Raw genomic sequence first — 20391 nt, forward strand, 5'->3', positions numbered from 1 at the left:
CAAAAAGAAAAGACGCCTACTGTCTGAAAAACAAACAGTAGACGTCATCAAATTGATTATCAATTATTATGTGGCGAACGTCATCGCCGATTAACTTTTGAACAACTAAAGATTACACCTTCTCAAAACAATGTCAATCTTTTTATAACATTTTTATCGTTGACCAGCTTGACGCGTCTTCATTGCCAATATCATGGTCCCCAATTCAATCAGCACTAAAATCAGCAACAACCCCAAGGCCATGGTTGATCCTAACGCTGTCCGATGCGCACTCGTTCCAGTCGTCTGTACTTGAACTAACGTGATAACGGCGGACACGACTGAAGTCCCAATGGCCCCTGCAAACTGCTGCATGGTATTGAACACGGCATTGCCATCAGCTTGATGCTCAGCTGACAACTGCTGTAAGCCACTCGTCATCGTATTACCCATGGTTAAGCCAATACCAATCATTAATAAAATGTAAATGGCTAAAATCCAACCGCCTGACAGGTGCATCCCCAACACCGTAAACAGTGCCATGGCAATAGCCAAAATTGTTGAACCCGTTAGGACTGGTTTGGCTGCACCCAGACTGTCTAGAATACGTCCACCTAGTGGGGCAAAAACAGCCCCGATTGCCGCGCCAGGTAGTACAAATAAGCCAGCTAACAAAGCACTCTTGCCGTTCACTAACTGGATGTAGTTGGGCAATATGAAGGCCAACCCGAGGGCACAGATTTGAACCAAAAAGTACGCCATTAAGTGCAAATCATAAGATTTTGTGGTAAAAATCGCCAGATTGATTAGCGGTTGTGCCGCTCGACGTGTGCGGATAACGAACCCCACAAGACCAATCAGACCGACCACTAGCCAAGCCACAAAAATCAGTGGTTGCGTGGTAATCGTGGCTAACTTGCTAAATCCAATTGTAAAGCCAACGAATAAGAGGACGATCATCAGCCAACCGACCACATCAAATCCAACTTTAACTGTCGGCTGGGCTTGTCGAATCGCATACAGCCCTAACACAAGTGAAATCACGAGTACCGGGATTAGCAATACGAAAATCCAATGCCAATCCATCCAACTAACGATCAAGCCCCCAAAAGTCGGCCCCAGTGCTGGGGCGATTGCGGTAATCAGCGTGCCAATTCCCATCAAGGTCCCTTTCTGCCGTGCTGGTGCCCAATCAATAATAATATTAAACATTAACGGTAAAGCAATCCCAGTTCCCATTCCCTGAATGATTCGTCCAGTGACTAAAACGGGAAAACTGGTCGCGGTCGCGTCAACGACCAATCCCAGTATAAACAATAAATTGGCTGTCACAAACAGCGTTTTAGTGCGAAAACGGCGTTTCAGAAACGCCGAAATTGGCACAATAATTGCGACTACTAACAAGTAAGCCGTGGTCATCCACTGGACCGTCGCCGTATTGAGTGCAAATTCTCGCATCAACTTAGGGAAAGTGATATTCATCGCAGTCTCCACGATCACTCCGCAAAATGAAAGTAATCCGGCAGCCACGATTGCAAGAATCAATTTGAGGTCAACACGTTTTTCCATACTTAAAATCAGCTCCTTAACCTATAGTTCGAATACGAACTAATTAACTATTTTAGCACACTATTTCAAAATTTTAAGCCCTATTTTAATTGACTTTTTAACAATTAGTTCTTATAATTCACTTTAGTTAGAATACGAACCATAATATCATTAAGGAGTCCTCCCATGCAAGATTCATTAGGGATCATGATTAAGAAAGCGAACAATGCATTAGCCAGGGACTCAGACCATTATGCAAAATCACTGGGACTAACTGGCATGCAAATCAGTACGATCAACTTTATTGCCAACAATGAACAGCATCACGACCTCTTCCAACGGGACTTAGAATTAGAGTTCAATATTCGTAAAGCAACCTGTTCCAGCCTCGTTTCCAAAATGGAAGCCGCTGATTTACTCATTCGTGTGCCAGCAAAGGACGATGGTCGCTACAAACGACTACTCCTAACACCCAAGGCCCGCCAATTAGCCACCAAGATCGAACGTTTCTTTGAAACCAGTGAACAACGAATGGCGACAATTTTAGGGGTAAATACCGCCGAAACTTACGAAGCCCTGCGACAAATTGCCGTTGCTTTTTCAACACCGACCCATGCACCTGAAAATTGGTACTAACCATTCAAAGACCCGCTGACAGTCACTGACTGCTAGCGGGTCTTTGATTTTACGATCAATCAACACCGATTACTCGGCCAAAAAACGTGTAAACAGCTGTTGATAAATTGCAATAAAGTCATAAAACATCTGTTTTGGTAAACTTTCATTGACCTGATGTTGGGTCATATTACCCGGTCCATAAACCGCAAAGGGAAAATCGGCTGGTTGACGCTTAGCCAAATTAGAAGCATCGGTAATTCCCGGACTTGAGACAACGACAACATCGCGGCCAGCATAGGGCTTGCCAATGGCCTGCACTAACTTTACTAACCGATTATCAGCCGTGGTTGCAATTGGTGACTCATTCATGATAGCGGTCATCTTAATGTCAGCACCTTGCTGATTATACGCTGCGATCAGGTCCGTTAATTTTTGGGTCACTTGGTCATTATCGTATTCCGGAATCGTCCGCACACTAACGAGTGCAGTCGCTAAATCGGGTAACGAATTTACTTGGTCCCCACCGTTTAACACGTCAATGTTAAATCTGACCGGTCCCACCTCGCCTGCCGGAATCGTTTCAAAATAGTCATTGGCTTCATTGAGTAATTTAATCAGCGGGACTAAAGCATTATAGCCGCGTTCGGGTGTCGAACTGTGTACCGCCTTACCCTTAGACGTCAATTTTAAGTCATAAGACCCCTTCTGCTCAGCCGCTGTTCCATAAACCGTTGAAGGTTCAGCAATCAGTAAACCAGCTGCATCTTGCATCGCCCCTTGTTGATAAAAGGCAGCTGAGCCAGCTTCACCAACTTCTTCGCCCATTGTCGCCAACAAGCGAATGGTGCCATGTTTAGGGCCACCTTGCTGCTGAATATTGATCATCGCAGCGACTAATGCGACTAAACCAGCCTTCATATCCGTGACGCCCCGACCAAATAACTGACCGGATTTTTCTACTAAGGTGAAAGGATCGGTGTCCCACGCCGCCAGGTCACCTGCCGCAACCACATCCATATGACCGGAAACCGCTAAAACAGGCTGCCCATGACCAATCTCTGCAACTAGATTTGCACGATCACCGGTAATGGGGTAAATCTTAGCTGAAATATCATACTTCGCCAACAGGGCTTGCAAATATTTTGCGACCGTCAACTCATGGTCGTTAACTGATGGAATCTTAATCACATCCGCTAGAATCTTAAGCGCTGCATCGTCTTCAATCGTTCGCATATTTTGCCACCAACTTTCTTATGATAATTTCAGTCTAACACTTCTGAACCTTCTATTTTACCCAATAGCCTCTGCTACGTTATCAAATTTTGTTGAAATTAATATCTTAGTTATCAATCATCATGTTCGTGTCAAAATTGAGGTTCGCCCCGTTGTCTGATCATTAAAATATTCATACTGAACTAGTTCGGCATACGACCCAGCAATGTTGACCACATTCGTATAGCCGCGCTGAAGTAACGCGCGGACCATATTGTAACTTCGCTGTCCAGTCTGGCAATGAATATAAACTGGCTGATTGGTCGGAATTTCCACTAAGCGCTGCCGAAACTGACTCAGTGGAATATTATGAGCGCCCTTGATGTGCCCATCAGCGTACTCTTGTGGTTCACGGGCATCGATGATAAACGCCCCCGCCAAGACCAGCTGTCGAACCTGCGTCACCGCAACCTGCTTAAATTCATCATTCAGGACGTTTTCCGCCACCAAGCCAACCATGTTGACGACATTTTTGGCGGTACTGACCCATGGCGAATAACATAATTCAACATCTGTCAGGTCACTGACTCGACCGTGCATCGTGATTAGACTAGCGATAATATCAATCGGTTTGTCAACGTCCGATTGACCAATGGCCTGCGCGCCCAAAATCTCACCGGTCGGATAACTGAATATCAACTTAAGAAAGACGGCTGTTGTCCCTGGCATCACGCTGACCCGATTCTGTGGTGCCACCGTTGCGAACCGATAATCAAGTTGCTGGTGATCACACTCAGTAGCGTTCAGGCCCGTTGACGCCACGTTTAACGTAAAGATGTGAAGAACCTGCGATCCGATCACACCCTGATACTGTGGCGTCCGCCCGTATAAATGATCCACCATGTGTCGGGCCTGCATTTGTGCGGGAAATGCCAATGCTAGCCGCGTAGATTGACGTGTAAGCCGATTAGTCACTTCAATGGCATCACCCACCGCATAAATGTCGGCCACGGACGTCTGGTAACGATGATCAACCTTGATACCACCGGTCACGCCTAACGCACAACCCGCTTGAACCGCTAATTCAGTTACTGGTGTAACCCCAATTGCCACAATCACTAACTGGCTGGTCACGGCGCGTCCCGAGGCGAGCTGCACTTTTGTTGCACCAATGGCCGTCACTTGTTCTTGCAGTATCACCTGCACACCGTAATCGTATAGTTCCTTGTGTACTAGCTGAGCAAACTAGTCATCCAAAGTGCCCAAGACGTGTTCGGCAGCCTCAATGATTGTGATCTGATAGCCAGCCTGTTGTAAATTCTCAGCCATCTCTAGTCCGATAAAGCCGCCGCCAACAATCGTCACATCATGAACGTGTTGTTCAGTCAGATACGCTTGAATCGTTCGGACATCTTGAACATTGCGGACCGTTTTAACATTGGGCCGGTCGATTCCCGCAATCACTGCGGGTAGTATCGGTCGAGCACCAGGTGAAAGAATCAGTGTATCATATGGGACGATCGTCGTTGCTACCTGTCCTTGCCGTTTGATCATCACTGTCTTAGCCTGCGCATCAATGGCGACAACCGTTGTATTCACTTGAACGTCAATATTGTACTGTTGCTCGAATTGCATCGGTGTCTTTAAAATCACGTCATCGGGCTGGTCAATCACATCACTGAATGTGTACGGTAAGGCACAATTGGAAAATGAGACATCCGGCCCCTTTTCAAAAATTGTAATCTGGGCGAACTCGTCCAATCGACGCACGCGGGCCGCCGCCGAAGCACCACCACCAACGCCACCAACAATGACCACTTTTTTCACTTCCATCTGAACCATCCTTTCGTAGGTATGCTGTAGCCCTGCCACTAATTAGCTTAATTTTAAGGGTTTCAAGGCGTAACCACAACATCAACGCCGATTAATTCAACCGTTTTCATTAATTGACGTCATTGGCTTTCTATTTAAGCTAAAATAAGTTAGTATGTGTTTAACACTTAAAAAAGCTTAAGGTGATCAATTATGAACCAAAAAACACGCTTAACATTGATTCTTGATGAATTAAAAAACCACCCATCACTGAGTTTAAAAGACATTATGCAATTAACGGGGACTTCACGCGACACTGCCCGGCGCGATATTGTCAAACTCGCAGCTCATAATTTGGCTGAACGAAACTACGGCGGCATTAGTCGGCCGAATACGTTTAATAAGCTAGATCAATACCTGGACCGGGATGATGACTTACTGCAAACTAAACGAGCCCTGGCCCACACTGCCAGTTCGTATTTACTAAATGATGCGTTATTATTTCTAGATATCTCAACCACCGTTGCCTGTCTACCACAATATCTCCAGTCCAAGCACCCCGGCATGATCGTTACGAATTCCCTTGACATTGCTGACCAGGCATTACGACATAGCAATTTTCAAACGCGTATCCTGGGTGGCACATTAGATGCACAACAACGGTGTGTTCAAGGCGCTGACAGCATTCTAGCACTACACAAATTTCGATTTACGACCACGGTCTTGAGTTGCGCTGGGTTGACCGCAGACGGCGTTTATTACGCTTACGAATCTGATATTGCTTTAAAGGAAACGTTACGCGCCCAAAGCGACCGGCTAGTGCTGTTGTTTGACCACACCAAGGTGAACGTCAGCCACAACTTCAACTTGCTAGCTCTCAGTGATTTTGATTACTTTGTGACTGATCAGCCACTACCGGATAACCTAGCTACTAAGATTGCACCTGATAAACTTATTTACCTTTAGAGGAGGATCATTAACATGCCATCTTCACTATTAACCACTCAACGGGCAATGTTAGCTCTGATTCAAAGTGGCTTAGCCTACACGACTGACCCGTTCGACAAAGATCGCTATCAAAAGTTACAAACCTTATTGATTCAACAAATGGCCGCCACTTCCAACATATCAACTGCTGACTTAACGACTGCTCTGACTCAGGATTCCGGCTACATCACCCCCAAAATCGACGTCCGCGGCTTGATACGCCATGGTAATCAGCTACTACTCGTTCAAGATATTAAAACGAAACTATGGGCCTTACCAGGCGGCTTTGCTGACGTGGGCTACACGCCGACTGAAAATGTGCAACGCGAGGTGTGGGAAGAGACTGGCCGTCACGTCGCGGTTCAGGGGCTCATCACCGTTTTTGACACTGCTCTACGTGTCGATATTCCCCAACCATTTCAGTATTATAAATTGGTCTTTGCTTGTGAAATTACTGATGGCCAATTTGAGCCTAACATTGAGGTCGCCCAAACAGCCTACTTTACGCTCGACAACTTGCCACCGTTGTCCCAAAACCGGACAACCGAAGAACAGTTGGCACAGCTAATGGCATCTTCCACTACCATCACAGTCGACTAAATGACTGCTGAAGCGCCAAAAACATCCCGACTAGCCTGTCTGCTAGCCGGGATGTTTTTGTTTCTTTATGACGTCTTTCAATCAAGTTAGGCCGCTATTGGCATCAACAATTATGAAAAAGAGCGTCGGATTAACATTAATTTACATCAACCTAGTAATTACCATTTTCACAATATGGTGGACTTTAAGTCCCCTATCATTACATATCCACCAATCCAACTAAGGTTTGTTGAAAATTCAGTCGCCGAATATGCCGGGGAATGAATTGGCGAATATCATCATCATTAAAGCCTACTTGCAATTTATTACGACCAACAATAATTGGCCGCCGCAACAACTGGGGTTGTTCGCATAACAGCCGGAGCGTCTCATTGAATGACATATCTGGCAGCTTATCAGCAATTGCGGGATAACTTTGTGAACGGGTAGAAATAATATCTTCCAATCCATTCTCAGTTAGGCACAGAATTTGTTTTAACTCACTAACAGTAGGGGCTGCGCTACTAAAGTTCTTCTCCTCAAATGCAATATCATGATCCCGGAACCATTGGCGGGCCTTTCGCGATGAGTTACATCCTGCTTGCGTAAACAATTTAATCATAATTATTTCGCCTCCTTGATTAGTGTTTTTATTATGATAATTATAACTTGTTTATTATTGTAGCAGGTTATTCATAACTTTGTAAAGACCTGAACGAAGTAATCGTAAAAAATTCATTGTTTTTTCATATTTATTATTGTTTAAATAATATAAATGTTATACGAATCACCGTTGATTTTCATGCTGATCAAACGCACGCAGCAAGCGTGACGCCAGCAAATAGGCCACTTCGTACTTCACCGTTAACTGCCACAAGAACGGCCCAAGCTGATCGTGTGCCGGGGTTAAATTCGTTAGTAAATTCAGGTAACGTTGCTTCTCGGCCAGCGTACACCGCTTTTTAAAATAGCCCCAGACGTGCTGATAAGCCGTTGTCAACGTGGCTTTAGTTGGCGTAATTTGTTCGGCTTCTGCTAATAATTGTTGGTAGCGTTCCTGTTTTGCAGCTGACCAATCATTGTGCCGAGCTAATTGTCGGATGGCATTATAATGCTGCTGTGAGTGTGCCATGACCCAGTACTTTTGGTAAGCCCAATCTTGTTGCCATTGTGACATTGCTCCCATCTCCTCAATCTTTTGATGAATTTACAAATATTGTACCGTCTGGCTCAGAAAAATAGAACCAATTTACATTAGTACACTGGTAACAGTCGTAAGTTTTGAAACTTAGCACAAAAATGGCGATAGCCCAGTTACCTGTTGGTGCAACTTAGCTATCGCCATCAAAACTTATATTTTATGAGTACTACTGTTGTCAATTCAAGTTAATCAGCCAGAACTGATGTTACTTTTCGCCTGGCCGAGCTGAGATCATGAGCTCACGTTGCGGATAATCTTGTGGATGTTCCAACATATCGGTGATCAATGTCGCCAATGAGAATAGACTAAGTGGCCCACCGCTAACAGCATTTCCAGCTGGTTCAACAATTAACTGATCCGCTTCATCATTGTACTTGAAAAAATGACAGGCTAGCAATGTATAGTCCAAATCACTATTCCTGATAACTGCAGCCCCGGCCTTTTGCCCCGCCACATAGGTCGTCTCAACTTCACGACTAAACCCAAACTCGCGGCGGGCTAAGGTGTACATTGCTTCTGAAATCTGATCGTAGTTGATTTGAAACTGGGTCGTCCAAAATAGCCGTTTGACCCCAACTGCATCCATCGCTTGCACCAATGCCGTGGCAAACTGCGCCGCGTGGGTAATGCCCACCGTTGAGAATACGACGTCAATCCCTCGCAGCGCGCGTTTTAAATCATCAACATTGCTCGCATCCCCGATTAACTGCGTGGCTAACGAGACATCATGCTCATGCCGGTGATGATCCAACAAAGTCACGTGGTGCTGCGGCATCACGGCCACTCGACGATACACTTCATACCCCAATTTACCCGTTCCAATAATCAAAATATTCATTACTGATCACGTCCTCACATCACTCGCTAATTTATTCGTAGCAACGGCCGGACCACGAATGACGCCAACAGCGCATATCCACACCCTATGGTTAATCAGTTCGGTCGCTTAAGGCTTATTATACCGGTTCCAAGATGATAATTCGGTCATTATTTAAACTTAATTGTGATTCGATGACTGATTAGCCTTATTTTGAATAACAGGGTCAATGACAGCCACCGGTCAGCCCTGAGTACGGATAGCTATTAATAACTTTGAAATAAACTAATGTCCTACCATTTTATCTTGGCCAGGATGACCAAGGCCCAAAGACAATTTATTATGCCCGCAGTTGGCTATGAAAAAAGCACCGCTAAGTTTGGGGTAGGAACCGATCCTAAACTTAGCGATGCGACTTAACTCTGTTCGCGATTGTGGATGTAAGCTGATTCCTGAGACAACTTTTAAGAGAGCGTATAATGAATAAATCATCTCTCAAAAGGAAGGAATTTTTACATGCCAACTCGTTACGACAAAGAATTCAAACAAAACATTATCAACCTATATAAGCAAGGCGAATCAGCTGCCCAACTGGCCAGAGAATATGGCATTGGCTATTCAACCGTTCATAAGTGGATCCAGGGCCAGGCCAAAACTCAACCCGGTAAATCGCCAGACGAAATCAAAGCGATGGAAAAGCGACTGGCTTCGCTGTCTGAGGAGAACGAAATCCTAAAAAAAGCCCTGGGCTTCCTTGCGCAGAAGTAACCAATATCTTTGATTACATTCACCAAGAAAGCCATAACCACCAGGTAACTAAGATGTGCCGCATCCTCGGTGTTTCCAGAGCTCAGTATTATCGTTATCGATCCCCAAAGCCTTCAAAACGCCGGGCCGAAGATGCGGACTTAAAACAACGGATTCTGCGGATCTTTGCGGAATTCAAGCAGCGATACGGCGTTATGAAGATCCACCATGAATTGAATCTGGAACTTCAACCACTGCAGCGTCGGTGCAGCCCAAGACGGATTTCCCGGCTCATGAAGGAACTGGATATCCACTCCGTTACCGTCAATAAATGGAAAGCGGCTTCGGCTTCCAAAACCAAGGTTGAACAGCGTCCCAACTTGCTTAAGCAGGATTTCTCGACCACTGGTTTAAATCAAAAATGGACCGCTGATATGACCTATATTCAAACGAAGCGTAATGGCTGGTGTTACTTATCAACCATCATGGATCTGCACTCAAGACGAATTATCGGCTATTCATTCTCAAAAAAGATGGATACTGATTTAGTCTTAAAGACCCTGGAAAGCGCGGTTAAAAATCGAACCATTACTGGGGACCTGATTATCCACACAGACTTAGGATCACAGTACACCAGCGATGATTACAACCAACGGTTAACAGAACTACATATCCGCCACTCTTACAGCCGTAAGGGGTGTCCATACGATAATGCACCAATGGAATCTTTTCATGCTTCCCTCAAAAAGGAATGTGTTTATCCAGTGCCGGTCTTTGAGAATTATGAAACTGCCGCTGCTGTCCTTTTTGAATATGTGCATGCTTTCTACAATAGGAAGAGAATTCATAGTTCACTGGGCTACCAGACCCCCTTACAAGTTGAAATCGCAACACTTACGAGCCAAATGGCCGCCTGATTTAATGCTTTCCATGGTTCAAATAAGTTATTAATCACGATTAATGATTTATTTGAGCTGTGGAAGGTAAACGCGGTTCTGAATGTCTCTTAAAATCTGTCTCAAATATTGACTTCAATCCAGTATCCGAAAATCAGGATCAATGTGACGAGTAGTAATGCGAATCAGATTCGAACCAACCTCAAAACCGGGAACTTTGACTTTGGAATCGTCACGGAACCAACTGACAAACACGACTTAAACTTTATCCATCTGCCCGGCGAAAGTCGCTGGGGATTACTGGTTCCGCGGCATTCGCCGCTAGCTGACCATGATTACATTAGCTTAGCTGATCTTGAAGGCCAAAAGATCATTGTTTCTGCACAACACGGTACGATCAATCAACTTCAGGATTGGTATGGTGAAAGCACGCCCAAATTCACCATCGTCGCCACTTATAATTTACTCTATAATGCCTCGTTACTAGTTTCTGCGGGCGTCGGGTACGCGTTAGGGATTGATGGCATCATCAATACGAACCAATCCGATTTGATTTTCATCCCACTAACACCTCGAATAACCGCCCGCACTAGCCTAGTCTGGACTAAGGGACAACGCTTGTCGGAAGCCGCCAAAACCTTTTTAACGCAACTGGCGACAGACCTGCAGCAACAAATACCTACTGACTAACAGTATCGACTCAGCTCTCACCAATCACCACAACACACTACCCAATTGATGGCTGCTGAAGACGACGCGCATCTAATTCACGCTAATTCGAACTAAATAATTGAATTGAGCACAACTAAAATGCTAAGCTAGGTTATTCAGTTTCAGGGAGGAATTATTTAAAATGAAAGCAGTCATTATTAATCAGTACGGTGGGCCCGAAGAACTCCAGATGGCCACTATCGAACGTCCCAGCATTGATCAGGACGAGGTCTTAGTCGCCGTTCAGGCAACGAGTATCAACCCCATCGATTGGAAAGCTCGTCAAGGGTTGCTTAAAGGCATGTTTGACTGGAAAATGCCAGTTGTCCTTGGTTGGGACGTCGCTGGGACCATTGTTGAGGCTGGCGCGGCCGTGACCAACTTTAAGGTTGGTGATGAAGTCTTTGCCCGCCCAGACATTTATGCGGATGGCCGGCGCGGGACCTACGCTGAATATGCCGCAGTCAAAGAAGACAAGTTAGCACTAAAACCAGCCAGTCTTTCTTTTGAACAAGCCGCCGCTTTGCCGTTAGCGGGGCTAACTGCTTACCAAGTCATTCATGACCAATTAAAGATTCAAGCTGGCGAGAAAGTCTTAATTCAAGCCGGTGCTGGCGGGGTTGGTTTAAATGCCATCCAGATTGCTAAGTACCTCGGTGCCGAGGTTGCGACTACTGCGAGCGCCAATCACCATACGCTGTTGAAGCAAATCGGCGCTGACCACGTCATTGATTACCACACGACGGCTATTCAAGATGTCCTTACAGACTACGATGCCGTCTTTGATACCATTGACGCCATTGATGAGGGCTTGGCAATCTTAAAGCCAACTGGCCGACTCGTGACGATTGATGGGCAACCAACGGCGGCTCAAAAATCCCAAGGTCCCACTGTCTCCAGCTGGTGGTTACAACCCAACGGCCGGGAGTTAGCCATCTTGGGGCAGCTCGCCGTTGAAGGACACTTACAAGTCATCATCGACCAAGTCTTTCCGTTTAGTACGGCTGGTCTCCAAGCCGCCCACCGGTATAGCGAAAACAGTCACAGTGCTGGTAAGCTCATCATCAACGTCGGCACTGAAGCTTAATACGGTATCGGCTCCAGCCTCAGCCAATTGACCAATCGCCACATTGACTGTCAAACGACGCATTAAAGCCTTAAAAGGGCGCTTCAAGAATCCACTACGAATTCCTGAAGCGCCCTTTTTTAAGCCCCATCGCCCGAATAACGCTAGTTGTCACCCCTGCATTTTCAGCCGCTTGTCCCATCTGTGCCTCGGCGTGATACCTATTACCGCCACCGTGGAAAAATAACGTAGGCGTATTTGACTGTACATACTTCATGCGGTGTTGTTGTGCCATACATCCACTGAGCCCCAGTACTAGCAAAACCACTAGCAACCCCGACAGCCATTTCACTTTTACTTGCATGTCCTGATCCCCACCTTTGATTGGAACCTATTATACAGGGTTCCTGTCAGCGTAAGTCAAGCTTTTTCAACAATTATGGGATGACGAACAGTGCTTTCATCATTTGGATGGCATAAAAACAGACTTGGGAAATGATCCCAAGTCTGTGATTTAATGCGCCTGTGCTGCTTTACGTTAGGTCAATGCTTATCACTACTATTCGACCAGTTACCACGAGCTGTAATTCGTGGTGTTTGATTGCCTCGCTGATATTCTTGTTTGACGGCTAGTTGCCCCACCAAATTTAAATAGTTGAACGGTTGATTAAAATTCGGCTGAAAGAACATATCCACGTAAGCCAAATCATCAATCGTATTCTGATTTTGAATCATTACTGAGATCGTGTTTGCAGCTTGGGCAATGTCGTGACGACTCCAGAATTGCGCGCCGAGAAGCTGACGATTCTGATAATTATAAACTAGTTCAATCGTGACTTTGGCCGTCGTCGGCATATAAGCTGGCCGCCAATTGCCTTGATAGACGGCGTGTCGTACTGGTAGTTCTCGTCTTTGCGCGGCTAGATAGGTCAAACCAGTTGTGGCCATCGTGTGATCAAATAATTGCATGGCTGAGGTGGCTTGCGTTCCCATGTACGGCTGTAAATCTCCGAAAACATTGATCCCCGCCAACGCACCTTGGCGCAGTGCGTTAGTTGCCAATGGTGTATACGCCGGCTGTCCCGTGGGATTATAATTGACCACGCAAGCATCCCCAGCCGCATAAATATCCGGGTCAGAGGTTTGAACATAATCATTGATCAAGATAGCACCATGGCGGTCCATAGCGACCTGCCCGCGTAACAATTCCGTATTCGGCATAAAGCCCGCGCAAACGACGGCCAGATCAACCTCATAATCACCCTGCGCGGTTTCAACGATCAACTGATCATTCGAACCGCTTGCGAATCCAGTCACCCGTTCATTGAGGTGGATATCGACCTGGTGATGTTGTAAGAGTTTAGTTGCAGCATCCGCCATTTGGGGGCCAAGATAATTATTCAAAATATGTGAATGCGAATGAAATAACATGACTTGTTGGTCCATACTAGCATAGCTTTCCGCTAACTCGGTCCCCATATATCCGGCCCCAACAATTGCAACGCGTTGGTTGGCCTGTAGAGATTGATAAAGTTGTTCCGCCTGCTCGTAGTTTTTGCACAGTAATACTTTCTCATGATCGATACCCATAATTGGTGGCACAATAACTGATGAACCAGTTGCCATAATCAGCTTATCATAAGTGTCATCAAAGACTTCGCCAGTCTGCATATTGGCGACCTGCACCGTTTTATGGCCCGTATCAATTCGTAAAACATTATGGCGGGTCTTAACTTGAGCGCCTAACTGCTTCAAGTCAGACGGCGAGGTGTAAAACATGTCTTCCAGGTGTTGGATGACACCCGTTAAGTACAAATAAATCCCACTCGAAACAAACGAAACGTTATCATTCCGCTCGTAAATCGTCACCGCCGTCTCCGGATGACGTGTTAAAATTTCGCGTGCCGCTGCCGTACCAGCGTGGGTACTACCGATGATCATTACTTTCATCTTACCGGATCTTCCATTCTTCCAGATTTGCCACGTAATTAGTAAGTGGGCTCAACATTAACCACTGTTCAATTAATTATATCGCGCACCAAATCATTTGTATATGTGTTGATGAAAACAAACCTAGTTGGCCCCTCGTTCAAACAGCCTAGCTTTACAACCACTGATTAGCTTTCGCCACACGAATCGCTTCTAATCGATTGTGAACCCCCAATTTGCTAAAAATGGCGGATAAGTAATTACGGGTCGTCCCCGCTGACAAGTATAAATTGGCCGCAATCGTCTTCGTGGGCAACCCCTTCTCAGCTTCGACCAAAACTGCTAGTTCCCGTTCGGTCAATGGATTGTTGTCTGCTGACAACATATTCGTGACTAGCTCGGGCGCATAGATGGTGCGGCCGGTCATCACAGCTCGAATTGCATCAATTAGGTCATCACTCGGACTATCTTTTAACAAATATCCCGCGACATTGGCTTTAACTGCTCGTTCAAAATAACGGCGTTGCGCAAAAGTCGTCAAAACTATTACTTTCGTGGCTAGCTGCGAACTGTCCAATAGATCAGCAACATCCAAGCCGGTTATCCCTGGCATTTCGATATCCAGAATTGCGACATCCGGTTGCAGTTCTTGCAACTCCTGCCAGGCGTTTATGCCGTCTACTGCGCTACCCACCACGTGTAGATCATCTTCTAATTCCAGTAATTGGGTCAAGGCAGAATTCAACATGCTTTGGTCTTCTGCTAAGTATAAAGTTATCATGCTGACTCACTACTCCTTTGGTAAAGTTAAGATCAACTGGGTGCCGCGCCGACTACTCGTGATGGCAAAGGTGCCCTGTTTAGCTTGCAAGCGGGTTCGCATCCCGGCAATCCCGTTGGCGCCCTGACGAATCAAGGTTCCACCTTTACCGTCATCTTTCAGCTTAATCTGATAAATTTTTGCCGTCTCGACAAAATCAATCCGCACCTCGTGCGCGTGTGCGTGGCGCATCACATTGGTCATGGCTTCAACTAACACCGCCGCAAAACAACTTTGGACCGTTGTCGGCCACTTGGTTGCCTGTGTCTCACCAGTGGTCGTCGTCCAGACACCAACCGCTGCTAGATTACGAGTTTGGGCCAATAGGACTTCTGTGAGCGATTGTTCATGCAAATTATTGACGATTTCGCGAACTAACTGTAAATTTTGGCGACTGGTTTGTTCGATTTCGTCCAATTCTGGTGCCACTTTCTCCGGTGCTTTGACGAGTAATTTTTTAGCTAATTCCGTTTTGAGTGTAATCATTGAAAAGCTTTGTCCAAGGGTATCGTGCAAGTCACGCGCGATTCGTTCACGCTCGTTACGTTCCACAATTGTTTTTAATCGGCGGTTAGTTTGGTTGAGTTGGCGCTGTCGTTCAACTGACCACGAAAAGGTATACGCGAGTATGGGTGATAACAATGGAAAAACTAAGCCCATCACGTCACCATTATGCCACCCAAACACACCAGGATATTGTAAATAGTCTCGTATACAGCCACCAATTAAAAAGGCATAATACCCTAAAGCAAAACCATAAAATTCTCGTTTAGGACGACGACCAAGTAAAAAGCTCACTTGCCAGCCGGGAAAGATGATCATAAAATTGTTAGCCGCAAATACCGCAAACAGTCCCGTCACAACTAACTCCGCTGGCATCGTCACTGCACGCCAATGTGGCTTCTCGACAACCAAGATGTACAACACAAGAAAACCACCAACAAGCAATAGCCAAAGCCAATCATGCCAAGATTTAACGGGTATGTAAGCCGCAATTGTATACGGCAAATAGGCGAGCCACACGTAGCTCGTCCATTCAATCGTCTTCAATTTATTTTTATGATGCGTCAACAACGCCATTCCCCCGTTTAAGTCCCCGCTGAATCACCCAACTAACAATCACTAATAGGCCGCACACCCACAGCCCGATACCAAGCAAATCGATTAATTTTAGTGTACCATGGGTGCCCCAGTTGACCAACAAATCGTTCACATAATATGTTGGCAGTCGTTTACCAATCACCTGTAGCCAGCTTGGTAATAGGCTAATGGGCCACCATAGACCACTAATAATGGCCATTGGAAAGGTAATTAAATTACTAGCGACACTCAACGTTTCGGCACGATTCAAAAATGAGAGTCCAACGCCCATAAGCAATGTCGGTAATTGACCAATCAGAGCAATTCCAAGTATCCCTAGCCATTGAACCACGGTTAAATCAACGTGGTTCACAACGACCGCAATCGCACCTAAAATAACGACCGTTAACGCATTCATTCCCAAACTCATCATGCCAATCGAACGATAGTACGGTACTACCCCGTGTGGCGTTAACCGTAGCCACCGTAATAGTCCCCGTTCCCGATCATGCATTAGAATCTGGGCAATACTGAACAGCGTACTGATCGTCCCACTATAAACGATCATACTGCCCATATAAGACCGATTAAAAAGTGCGATTTGAGCCGTTGTGCCACCGGTAACCATTACTTTTGTAAATAACAAGTAAAAAGCTGCTGGCATCACCAAGGCAAAAAACTGAAACGCTGCGTTTCGAATAATCAAACGCCGTGCATCAAATCTCAGTTGAGCCATTAAAATTTTCATGCTGAGACTCCCTTCGTCAGATGAACAAAAATATCCGTCAATGATTCACGACTAATTGAGACTTGATGCAACTCACTGATTATGGGCATCATCGCTTGCAGCGTAGCGTCACCGTCTTCACTACTCATGCGTAGTTCGTCGCCTTGCTTAGTAACCGCAGTTACTGCCGTTAAATTTGTAAACCGATCCGCTGGCAGTCTCGTTTGGCAACGAATCTCCACTTGTTGGTATTGTTTTTGCAACACGGCAAACGAGCCTTGAAAGACAAAGCGCCCGTCCTTCAGCAACATAATTCGATCAGCGATGGCTTCAATCTCCGGTAGGTAATGACTGGTAATGATAATGGTTTTACCAGCGGCCTTCAAGCGCCTAATCTGTTGCCAAAATGTCTGTTGCGCATTGGTATCCATGCCAACGGTCGGCTCGTCTAAAAATAACAAATCGGGATCACCTACCAGTGCCAAAGCAAAGGTGACTCGTCGTAACTGTCCTCCAGATAACGCCGTCAAGCGTTGCTGGGCTATGTCTTGTAGTTTCAAGGTGGCTAATAATGCTTGCCAATCAAATTCAGGCAGACGTTGTGCCGCAGCTAGCCTTAACATATCACGCACCGTCACGCCTTGAATTGTCATATCACCCTGCATCATTGACCCAATCTTTAATCGCGCCGCCAGGCTACCGGCCGCTTGCCCGAACACCTTGAGATGGCCCTGCTGAACTCGTTTGATTCCTAATAACAAATTTAACAACGTCGTTTTGCCGGCCCCATTTTCACCAATCAAGCCAACAATCTCGCCCGGCATGATCGTCATATTAATATCAGTCAAAACTGACTGTTGACCATAACTAAATGCGACCTTAGTTGCTTCAATCAACGGTGTCATTATCCCCGCCTCCTTTAATGACTATAGTGTACGCCAACGTAATCGGGTCGAGTAGTCGCGTTTGTCATAATGATCAGGTGACAAATGTCATTATTTCAACAGTATTGATAAGCTAGCATAATTCTTTAGAAAATAACCCAGACAAAAAGTGAGCTTCTGGATTTACATCAAAAGCTCATTTGAATCACAATTAATAACGCTAGTTACCGTGCTTTCAATACCCAATGTGCCAATTGCGAAACGATAATGATTCCAATAACACCAATGATACGCAAACTCAATGGCAGTGTTCGACCATAAATGAGCCAGGCAGCTAACACCAGTAATTCACCGCCAAAAATTACAAATTTCATTCCAACACATCCAATCCACTTTTCGCTAGTATACGAGCCAGCCAATACAATGTCGATTGATCTGCCATTCCTAACTGAGGGTGGTCGCTGATTAACTGTGATTTCACTTCGTTTAGTTGTTACTCGCCTACGTATGTATGTCTTTAATCCGCCATTCTCCAGTTGGAAAATGATTAGTCCATCAAAAGTTCAATACATTCAAAGGTCATTCCAACCGTTAAATTAGTTTTGGCACTGACACCGGCTCTTATGTTAAACTTAATCAATCACAACGAAAATAAGGAGGTCGACCATTGTTAATTAAGTCTTTCCCGCCTGCCGAGCGAACTCCGCAATTGATTAGCCAATTAACTCAACTCTGGCGACAGTCCGTCGACGCCAGTCACCACTTTCTAACGCCCGCTGAAATCACAACCATTGAGCACGAAGTCCCCACAGCATTACGAACCGTTCCACAACTGCTCGTTGCAGTGGATGATCAAAATACCCCAACTGGTTTCATCGGTATTGATGGTTCACTAGTAGCCATGCTTTTTATCGCCCCAGCCGCTAGTGGCGCTGGTATTGGAACCGCCTTACTGCAAACTAGTATTCAGGATTATGGTGCCACAACGCTTACAGTGAATGAACAAAACCCACGGGCGCGTCAATTTTATGAACACCGTGGTTTCCAAGTCACTAATCGCCAACCAACTGATGATCAGGGCCGTCCATATCCACTATTAACTATGACTTACAACTGTGACCCATTAAACGACTGACTTGACAAGGTCGTTTTTTTTATAAATAATAGACTTGTCCACTATTTATAAAAAAGGAGTGCTGACTATCGAATATTTTAGTCTAACTAAATATATTGCGGGTATTTACCGCGAATCCAAAAACAGCATCAACACCCAACTACAGGCGCTGAACATTCGGGCGACCGAAAGTGACTTATTACTGGTTGTTTACGATCACCCGGCCCAAACTCAAAAGGACTTGGCTGCCAGTCTGATGCTCGATCCTAGTTTATTAGCTCGAACTGTTCGTCAACTTGAGCAACGCCAACTCGTCATCCGGTTTCGTGATCCTGCCGATCAGCGTAGTCTACGAATTAACTTGACACCGGCTGGTGAACAAATTGCTATCGCCATTAAGAAAACATTGATTGACTGGTGGCATGACTTCTTCACTGCTCATCCAGAAGTCAACGAGCAAGTGTTTACGAACCAATTACAACAAGTTTACCTCGCCTTACAAGAGAAAAGAGATTGAAATCGTCATTGAAAAAATTCATTAAACACTTTGGAGTCCTCGTAATTGGTATCCTGTGCATGTCAGCTGGCGTCGCACTCTCTAAATTATCCTTATTAGGAACGTCCCCAATTTCAAGTATTCCGAATGTCATTAGCAATATTACGGCAATTCCAATTGGCCAGTTGACAATTGCTTTTATTTTCATTTTAGTTCTACTAGAAGCCATCGTTTTGCGCCGGCAGTTCTCCTGGCAAAACTTATTGCAATTAATTCCGGGTAGCCTGTTCGGTTGGTTCATCGATGCTTTTGTGCGGTTTTTCCATAGTCTTCCTAATCAAACATACATCGAGCAACTCGGACTTGTCTTAATGGGAACGGTGCTCTTATCGTTAGGTGTCTTTTTAGAAGTCAATTCACACGCCATTATCATGCCTGGTGAAGGACTTCCGAACGCCATCGCACTGATGCATCAACTCAAGTTTGCCAAAGTCAAAGTTTATAATGATTTCATTCTGATTGGCATTTCACTAGTCCTGGCACTCAGCTTTACTCATTCTTTAGCGGGGGTTCGGGAAGGTACCCTCATTGCAGCCTTTTTAACTGGGCGACTCGTAAATTTCTTTACCGAACATGCAAATCGATTTGTTGCTTGGATGACACCAGCCGCTGACGCGAACAACTAATTTCCAGAATTATCAAATAAAAACACGGTCACTGGCTAGTGATCGTGTTTTTTGGCTTGTGTTCACGCCAATTCGTTAGTCTGCCAGTGCCCGAATTCTTTCAGCCACTAATGCAGGTGAACATCGGCTATCCGTTAATTATTCTCCTAATTGATTTACTTTGGACCCACATGCTCGTTATTACATGTTGTAGTAATTGTCGATCATTTTCATCGCTACCAAACGCCACTTAGCGCTGGATCCCCAGTCGTTACAGGCGGACCATTTATTGACCCTAATAGCAATCAAATCAAGATTACCTTCTGTGGTATGCTGAACAGTCATCAACATCTCAGTTGCCAGCAGTTAAGTACTTAAGCGCATACTCTGCATCTTCATCAACCCTCAATAAGATAACTTTAATCACTTCATCCAATTTCGGCAGTCCAACTCTTTGTGGCAAGTGTCGAGAATCAAGCTGGTTGAAAATCGACTTGAGCCGC

At 45.3% G+C, this 20391-nt stretch carries 22 protein-coding genes, 1 pseudogene and 1 riboswitch; of the genes and pseudogenes, 10 read left to right on the forward strand and 13 right to left on the reverse strand.

Translation table 11 applies throughout. The annotated features are described in order from the left end of the window. Window positions 1–31: 31 nt before the first annotated feature. Window positions 32–97, reverse strand: a riboswitch (Fluoride riboswitch). Between the two features lie 56 nt (window positions 98–153). Further along, window positions 154–1548, reverse strand: a complete 1395-nt coding sequence (locus tag ACOV1R_RS03270; RefSeq protein ID WP_054519157.1) for a DHA2 family efflux MFS transporter permease subunit — start codon at window positions 1546–1548, stop codon at window positions 154–156. Window positions 1549–1713: 165 nt separating this feature from the next. On the opposite strand from ACOV1R_RS03270, the gene ACOV1R_RS03275 reads away from it, so the two are divergent. Then, window positions 1714–2163, forward strand: coding sequence for a MarR family winged helix-turn-helix transcriptional regulator (locus ACOV1R_RS03275; RefSeq protein WP_003640626.1), 450 nt, complete (start codon window positions 1714–1716; stop codon window positions 2161–2163). Window positions 2164–2232: 69 nt separating this feature from the next. Here the strand turns inward: ACOV1R_RS03275 and ACOV1R_RS03280 are convergent, their stop codons facing one another. Next, window positions 2233–3378: an ArgE/DapE family deacylase gene (locus ACOV1R_RS03280; protein ID WP_054519158.1), complete on the reverse strand. Its 1146-nt coding sequence runs from the start codon at window positions 3376–3378 to the stop codon at window positions 2233–2235. Window positions 3379–3498: 120 nt separating this feature from the next. After that, window positions 3499–5190, reverse strand: a pseudogene (locus ACOV1R_RS03285) (FAD-dependent oxidoreductase). A 192-nt stretch (window positions 5191–5382) separates the two neighbouring features. Between ACOV1R_RS03285 and ACOV1R_RS03290 the strand changes: the two are divergent. After that, window positions 5383–6135 carry a DeoR/GlpR family DNA-binding transcription regulator gene (locus tag ACOV1R_RS03290; protein WP_003646015.1) on the forward strand — a complete coding sequence of 251 codons (753 nt, stop codon included), beginning with the start codon at window positions 5383–5385 and terminating at the stop codon, window positions 6133–6135. 15 nt (window positions 6136–6150) lie between these two features. Continuing rightward, window positions 6151–6756, forward strand: coding sequence for an NUDIX hydrolase N-terminal domain-containing protein (locus tag ACOV1R_RS03295; RefSeq protein WP_003646014.1), 606 nt, complete (start codon window positions 6151–6153; stop codon window positions 6754–6756). A 199-nt stretch (window positions 6757–6955) separates the two neighbouring features. Here the strand turns inward: ACOV1R_RS03295 and ACOV1R_RS03300 are convergent, their stop codons facing one another. The 3 genes from ACOV1R_RS03300 to ACOV1R_RS03310 all read right to left on the reverse strand — a co-directional run bounded on the left by ACOV1R_RS03300 (window position 6956) and on the right by ACOV1R_RS03310 (window position 8774). Continuing rightward, complete coding sequence (locus tag ACOV1R_RS03300; protein ID WP_003640632.1) at window positions 6956–7357, reverse strand: Spx/MgsR family RNA polymerase-binding regulatory protein; 402 nt, start codon at window positions 7355–7357, stop codon at window positions 6956–6958. 165 nt (window positions 7358–7522) lie between these two features. Next, on the reverse strand, window positions 7523–7912 hold the full coding sequence (locus ACOV1R_RS03305; RefSeq protein WP_003646013.1) for a YbgA family protein: 390 nt from the start codon (window positions 7910–7912) through the stop codon (window positions 7523–7525). 229 nt (window positions 7913–8141) lie between these two features. Next, complete coding sequence (locus ACOV1R_RS03310) at window positions 8142–8774, reverse strand: NAD(P)H-binding protein (protein ID WP_003646012.1); 633 nt, start codon at window positions 8772–8774, stop codon at window positions 8142–8144. A gap of 495 nt (window positions 8775–9269) precedes the next feature. Here ACOV1R_RS03310 and ACOV1R_RS03315 point away from each other — a divergent pair, with 495 nt between their 5' ends. From ACOV1R_RS03315 to ACOV1R_RS03330, 4 genes are all read left to right on the forward strand, one after another. Then, window positions 9270–9521, forward strand: coding sequence for a transposase (locus ACOV1R_RS03315; RefSeq protein ID WP_424743269.1), 252 nt, complete (start codon window positions 9270–9272; stop codon window positions 9519–9521). Window positions 9522–9538: 17 nt separating this feature from the next. After that, window positions 9539–10417 carry an IS3 family transposase gene (locus tag ACOV1R_RS03320; RefSeq protein WP_261798361.1) on the forward strand — a complete coding sequence of 293 codons (879 nt, stop codon included), beginning with the start codon at window positions 9539–9541 and terminating at the stop codon, window positions 10415–10417. Between the two features lie 144 nt (window positions 10418–10561). Further along, a complete protein-coding gene (locus tag ACOV1R_RS03325; RefSeq protein WP_024272617.1) occupies window positions 10562–11086 on the forward strand; it encodes a substrate-binding domain-containing protein in 525 nt (174 codons plus the stop codon). A gap of 163 nt (window positions 11087–11249) precedes the next feature. Next, window positions 11250–12194, forward strand: a complete 945-nt coding sequence (locus ACOV1R_RS03330; protein WP_003645999.1) for an NADP-dependent oxidoreductase — start codon at window positions 11250–11252, stop codon at window positions 12192–12194. 94 nt (window positions 12195–12288) lie between these two features. On the opposite strand, the gene ACOV1R_RS03335 is transcribed toward ACOV1R_RS03330, so the two are convergent. The 7 genes from ACOV1R_RS03335 to ACOV1R_RS03365 all read right to left on the reverse strand — a co-directional run bounded on the left by ACOV1R_RS03335 (window position 12289) and on the right by ACOV1R_RS03365 (window position 17987). Beyond that, on the reverse strand, window positions 12289–12537 hold the full coding sequence (locus ACOV1R_RS03335) for a hypothetical protein (protein WP_003645998.1): 249 nt from the start codon (window positions 12535–12537) through the stop codon (window positions 12289–12291). A gap of 179 nt (window positions 12538–12716) precedes the next feature. Further along, complete coding sequence (locus ACOV1R_RS03340) at window positions 12717–14123, reverse strand: FAD-dependent oxidoreductase (protein WP_003645997.1); 1407 nt, start codon at window positions 14121–14123, stop codon at window positions 12717–12719. Between the two features lie 154 nt (window positions 14124–14277). Next, window positions 14278–14883 (reverse strand): response regulator transcription factor, encoded by a 606-nt coding sequence (locus tag ACOV1R_RS03345; RefSeq protein ID WP_003645996.1) that lies wholly within the window; start codon window positions 14881–14883, stop codon window positions 14278–14280. Window positions 14884–14892: 9 nt separating this feature from the next. Beyond that, window positions 14893–16002 (reverse strand): sensor histidine kinase, encoded by a 1110-nt coding sequence (locus tag ACOV1R_RS03350; protein WP_015380422.1) that lies wholly within the window; start codon window positions 16000–16002, stop codon window positions 14893–14895. After that, window positions 15980–16750: an ABC transporter permease gene (locus ACOV1R_RS03355; protein ID WP_003640655.1), complete on the reverse strand. Its 771-nt coding sequence runs from the start codon at window positions 16748–16750 to the stop codon at window positions 15980–15982. Before ACOV1R_RS03355 ends, ACOV1R_RS03350 begins: the two co-directional genes overlap by 23 nt. Next, window positions 16747–17634, reverse strand: a complete 888-nt coding sequence (locus ACOV1R_RS03360) for an ABC transporter ATP-binding protein (RefSeq protein ID WP_003645994.1) — start codon at window positions 17632–17634, stop codon at window positions 16747–16749. Before ACOV1R_RS03360 ends, ACOV1R_RS03355 begins: the two co-directional genes overlap by 4 nt. A 203-nt stretch (window positions 17635–17837) precedes the next feature. After that, on the reverse strand, window positions 17838–17987 hold the full coding sequence (locus tag ACOV1R_RS03365; protein WP_003645993.1) for a hypothetical protein: 150 nt from the start codon (window positions 17985–17987) through the stop codon (window positions 17838–17840). 293 nt (window positions 17988–18280) lie between these two features. On the opposite strand from ACOV1R_RS03365, the gene ACOV1R_RS03370 reads away from it, so the two are divergent. From ACOV1R_RS03370 to ACOV1R_RS03380, 3 genes are read left to right on the forward strand one after another with little or no spacing between them, the layout of a single operon-like run. Further along, entirely contained in the window at window positions 18281–18748 is a 468-nt protein-coding gene (locus ACOV1R_RS03370; RefSeq protein WP_003640658.1) for a GNAT family N-acetyltransferase, read from the forward strand. Window positions 18749–18806: 58 nt separating this feature from the next. Beyond that, window positions 18807–19244 (forward strand): MarR family winged helix-turn-helix transcriptional regulator, encoded by a 438-nt coding sequence (locus ACOV1R_RS03375; RefSeq protein WP_015380423.1) that lies wholly within the window; start codon window positions 18807–18809, stop codon window positions 19242–19244. Continuing rightward, entirely contained in the window at window positions 19241–19909 is a 669-nt protein-coding gene (locus ACOV1R_RS03380) for a YczE/YyaS/YitT family protein (RefSeq protein WP_003640660.1), read from the forward strand. The genes ACOV1R_RS03375 and ACOV1R_RS03380 overlap by 4 nt, the downstream gene beginning before the upstream one ends. Window positions 19910–20391: the final 482 nt, after the last annotated feature.

This window comes from Lactiplantibacillus sp. YT640 (genome assembly GCF_049745435.1).
Classification (GTDB): domain Bacteria; phylum Bacillota; class Bacilli; order Lactobacillales; family Lactobacillaceae; genus Lactiplantibacillus; species Lactiplantibacillus plantarum.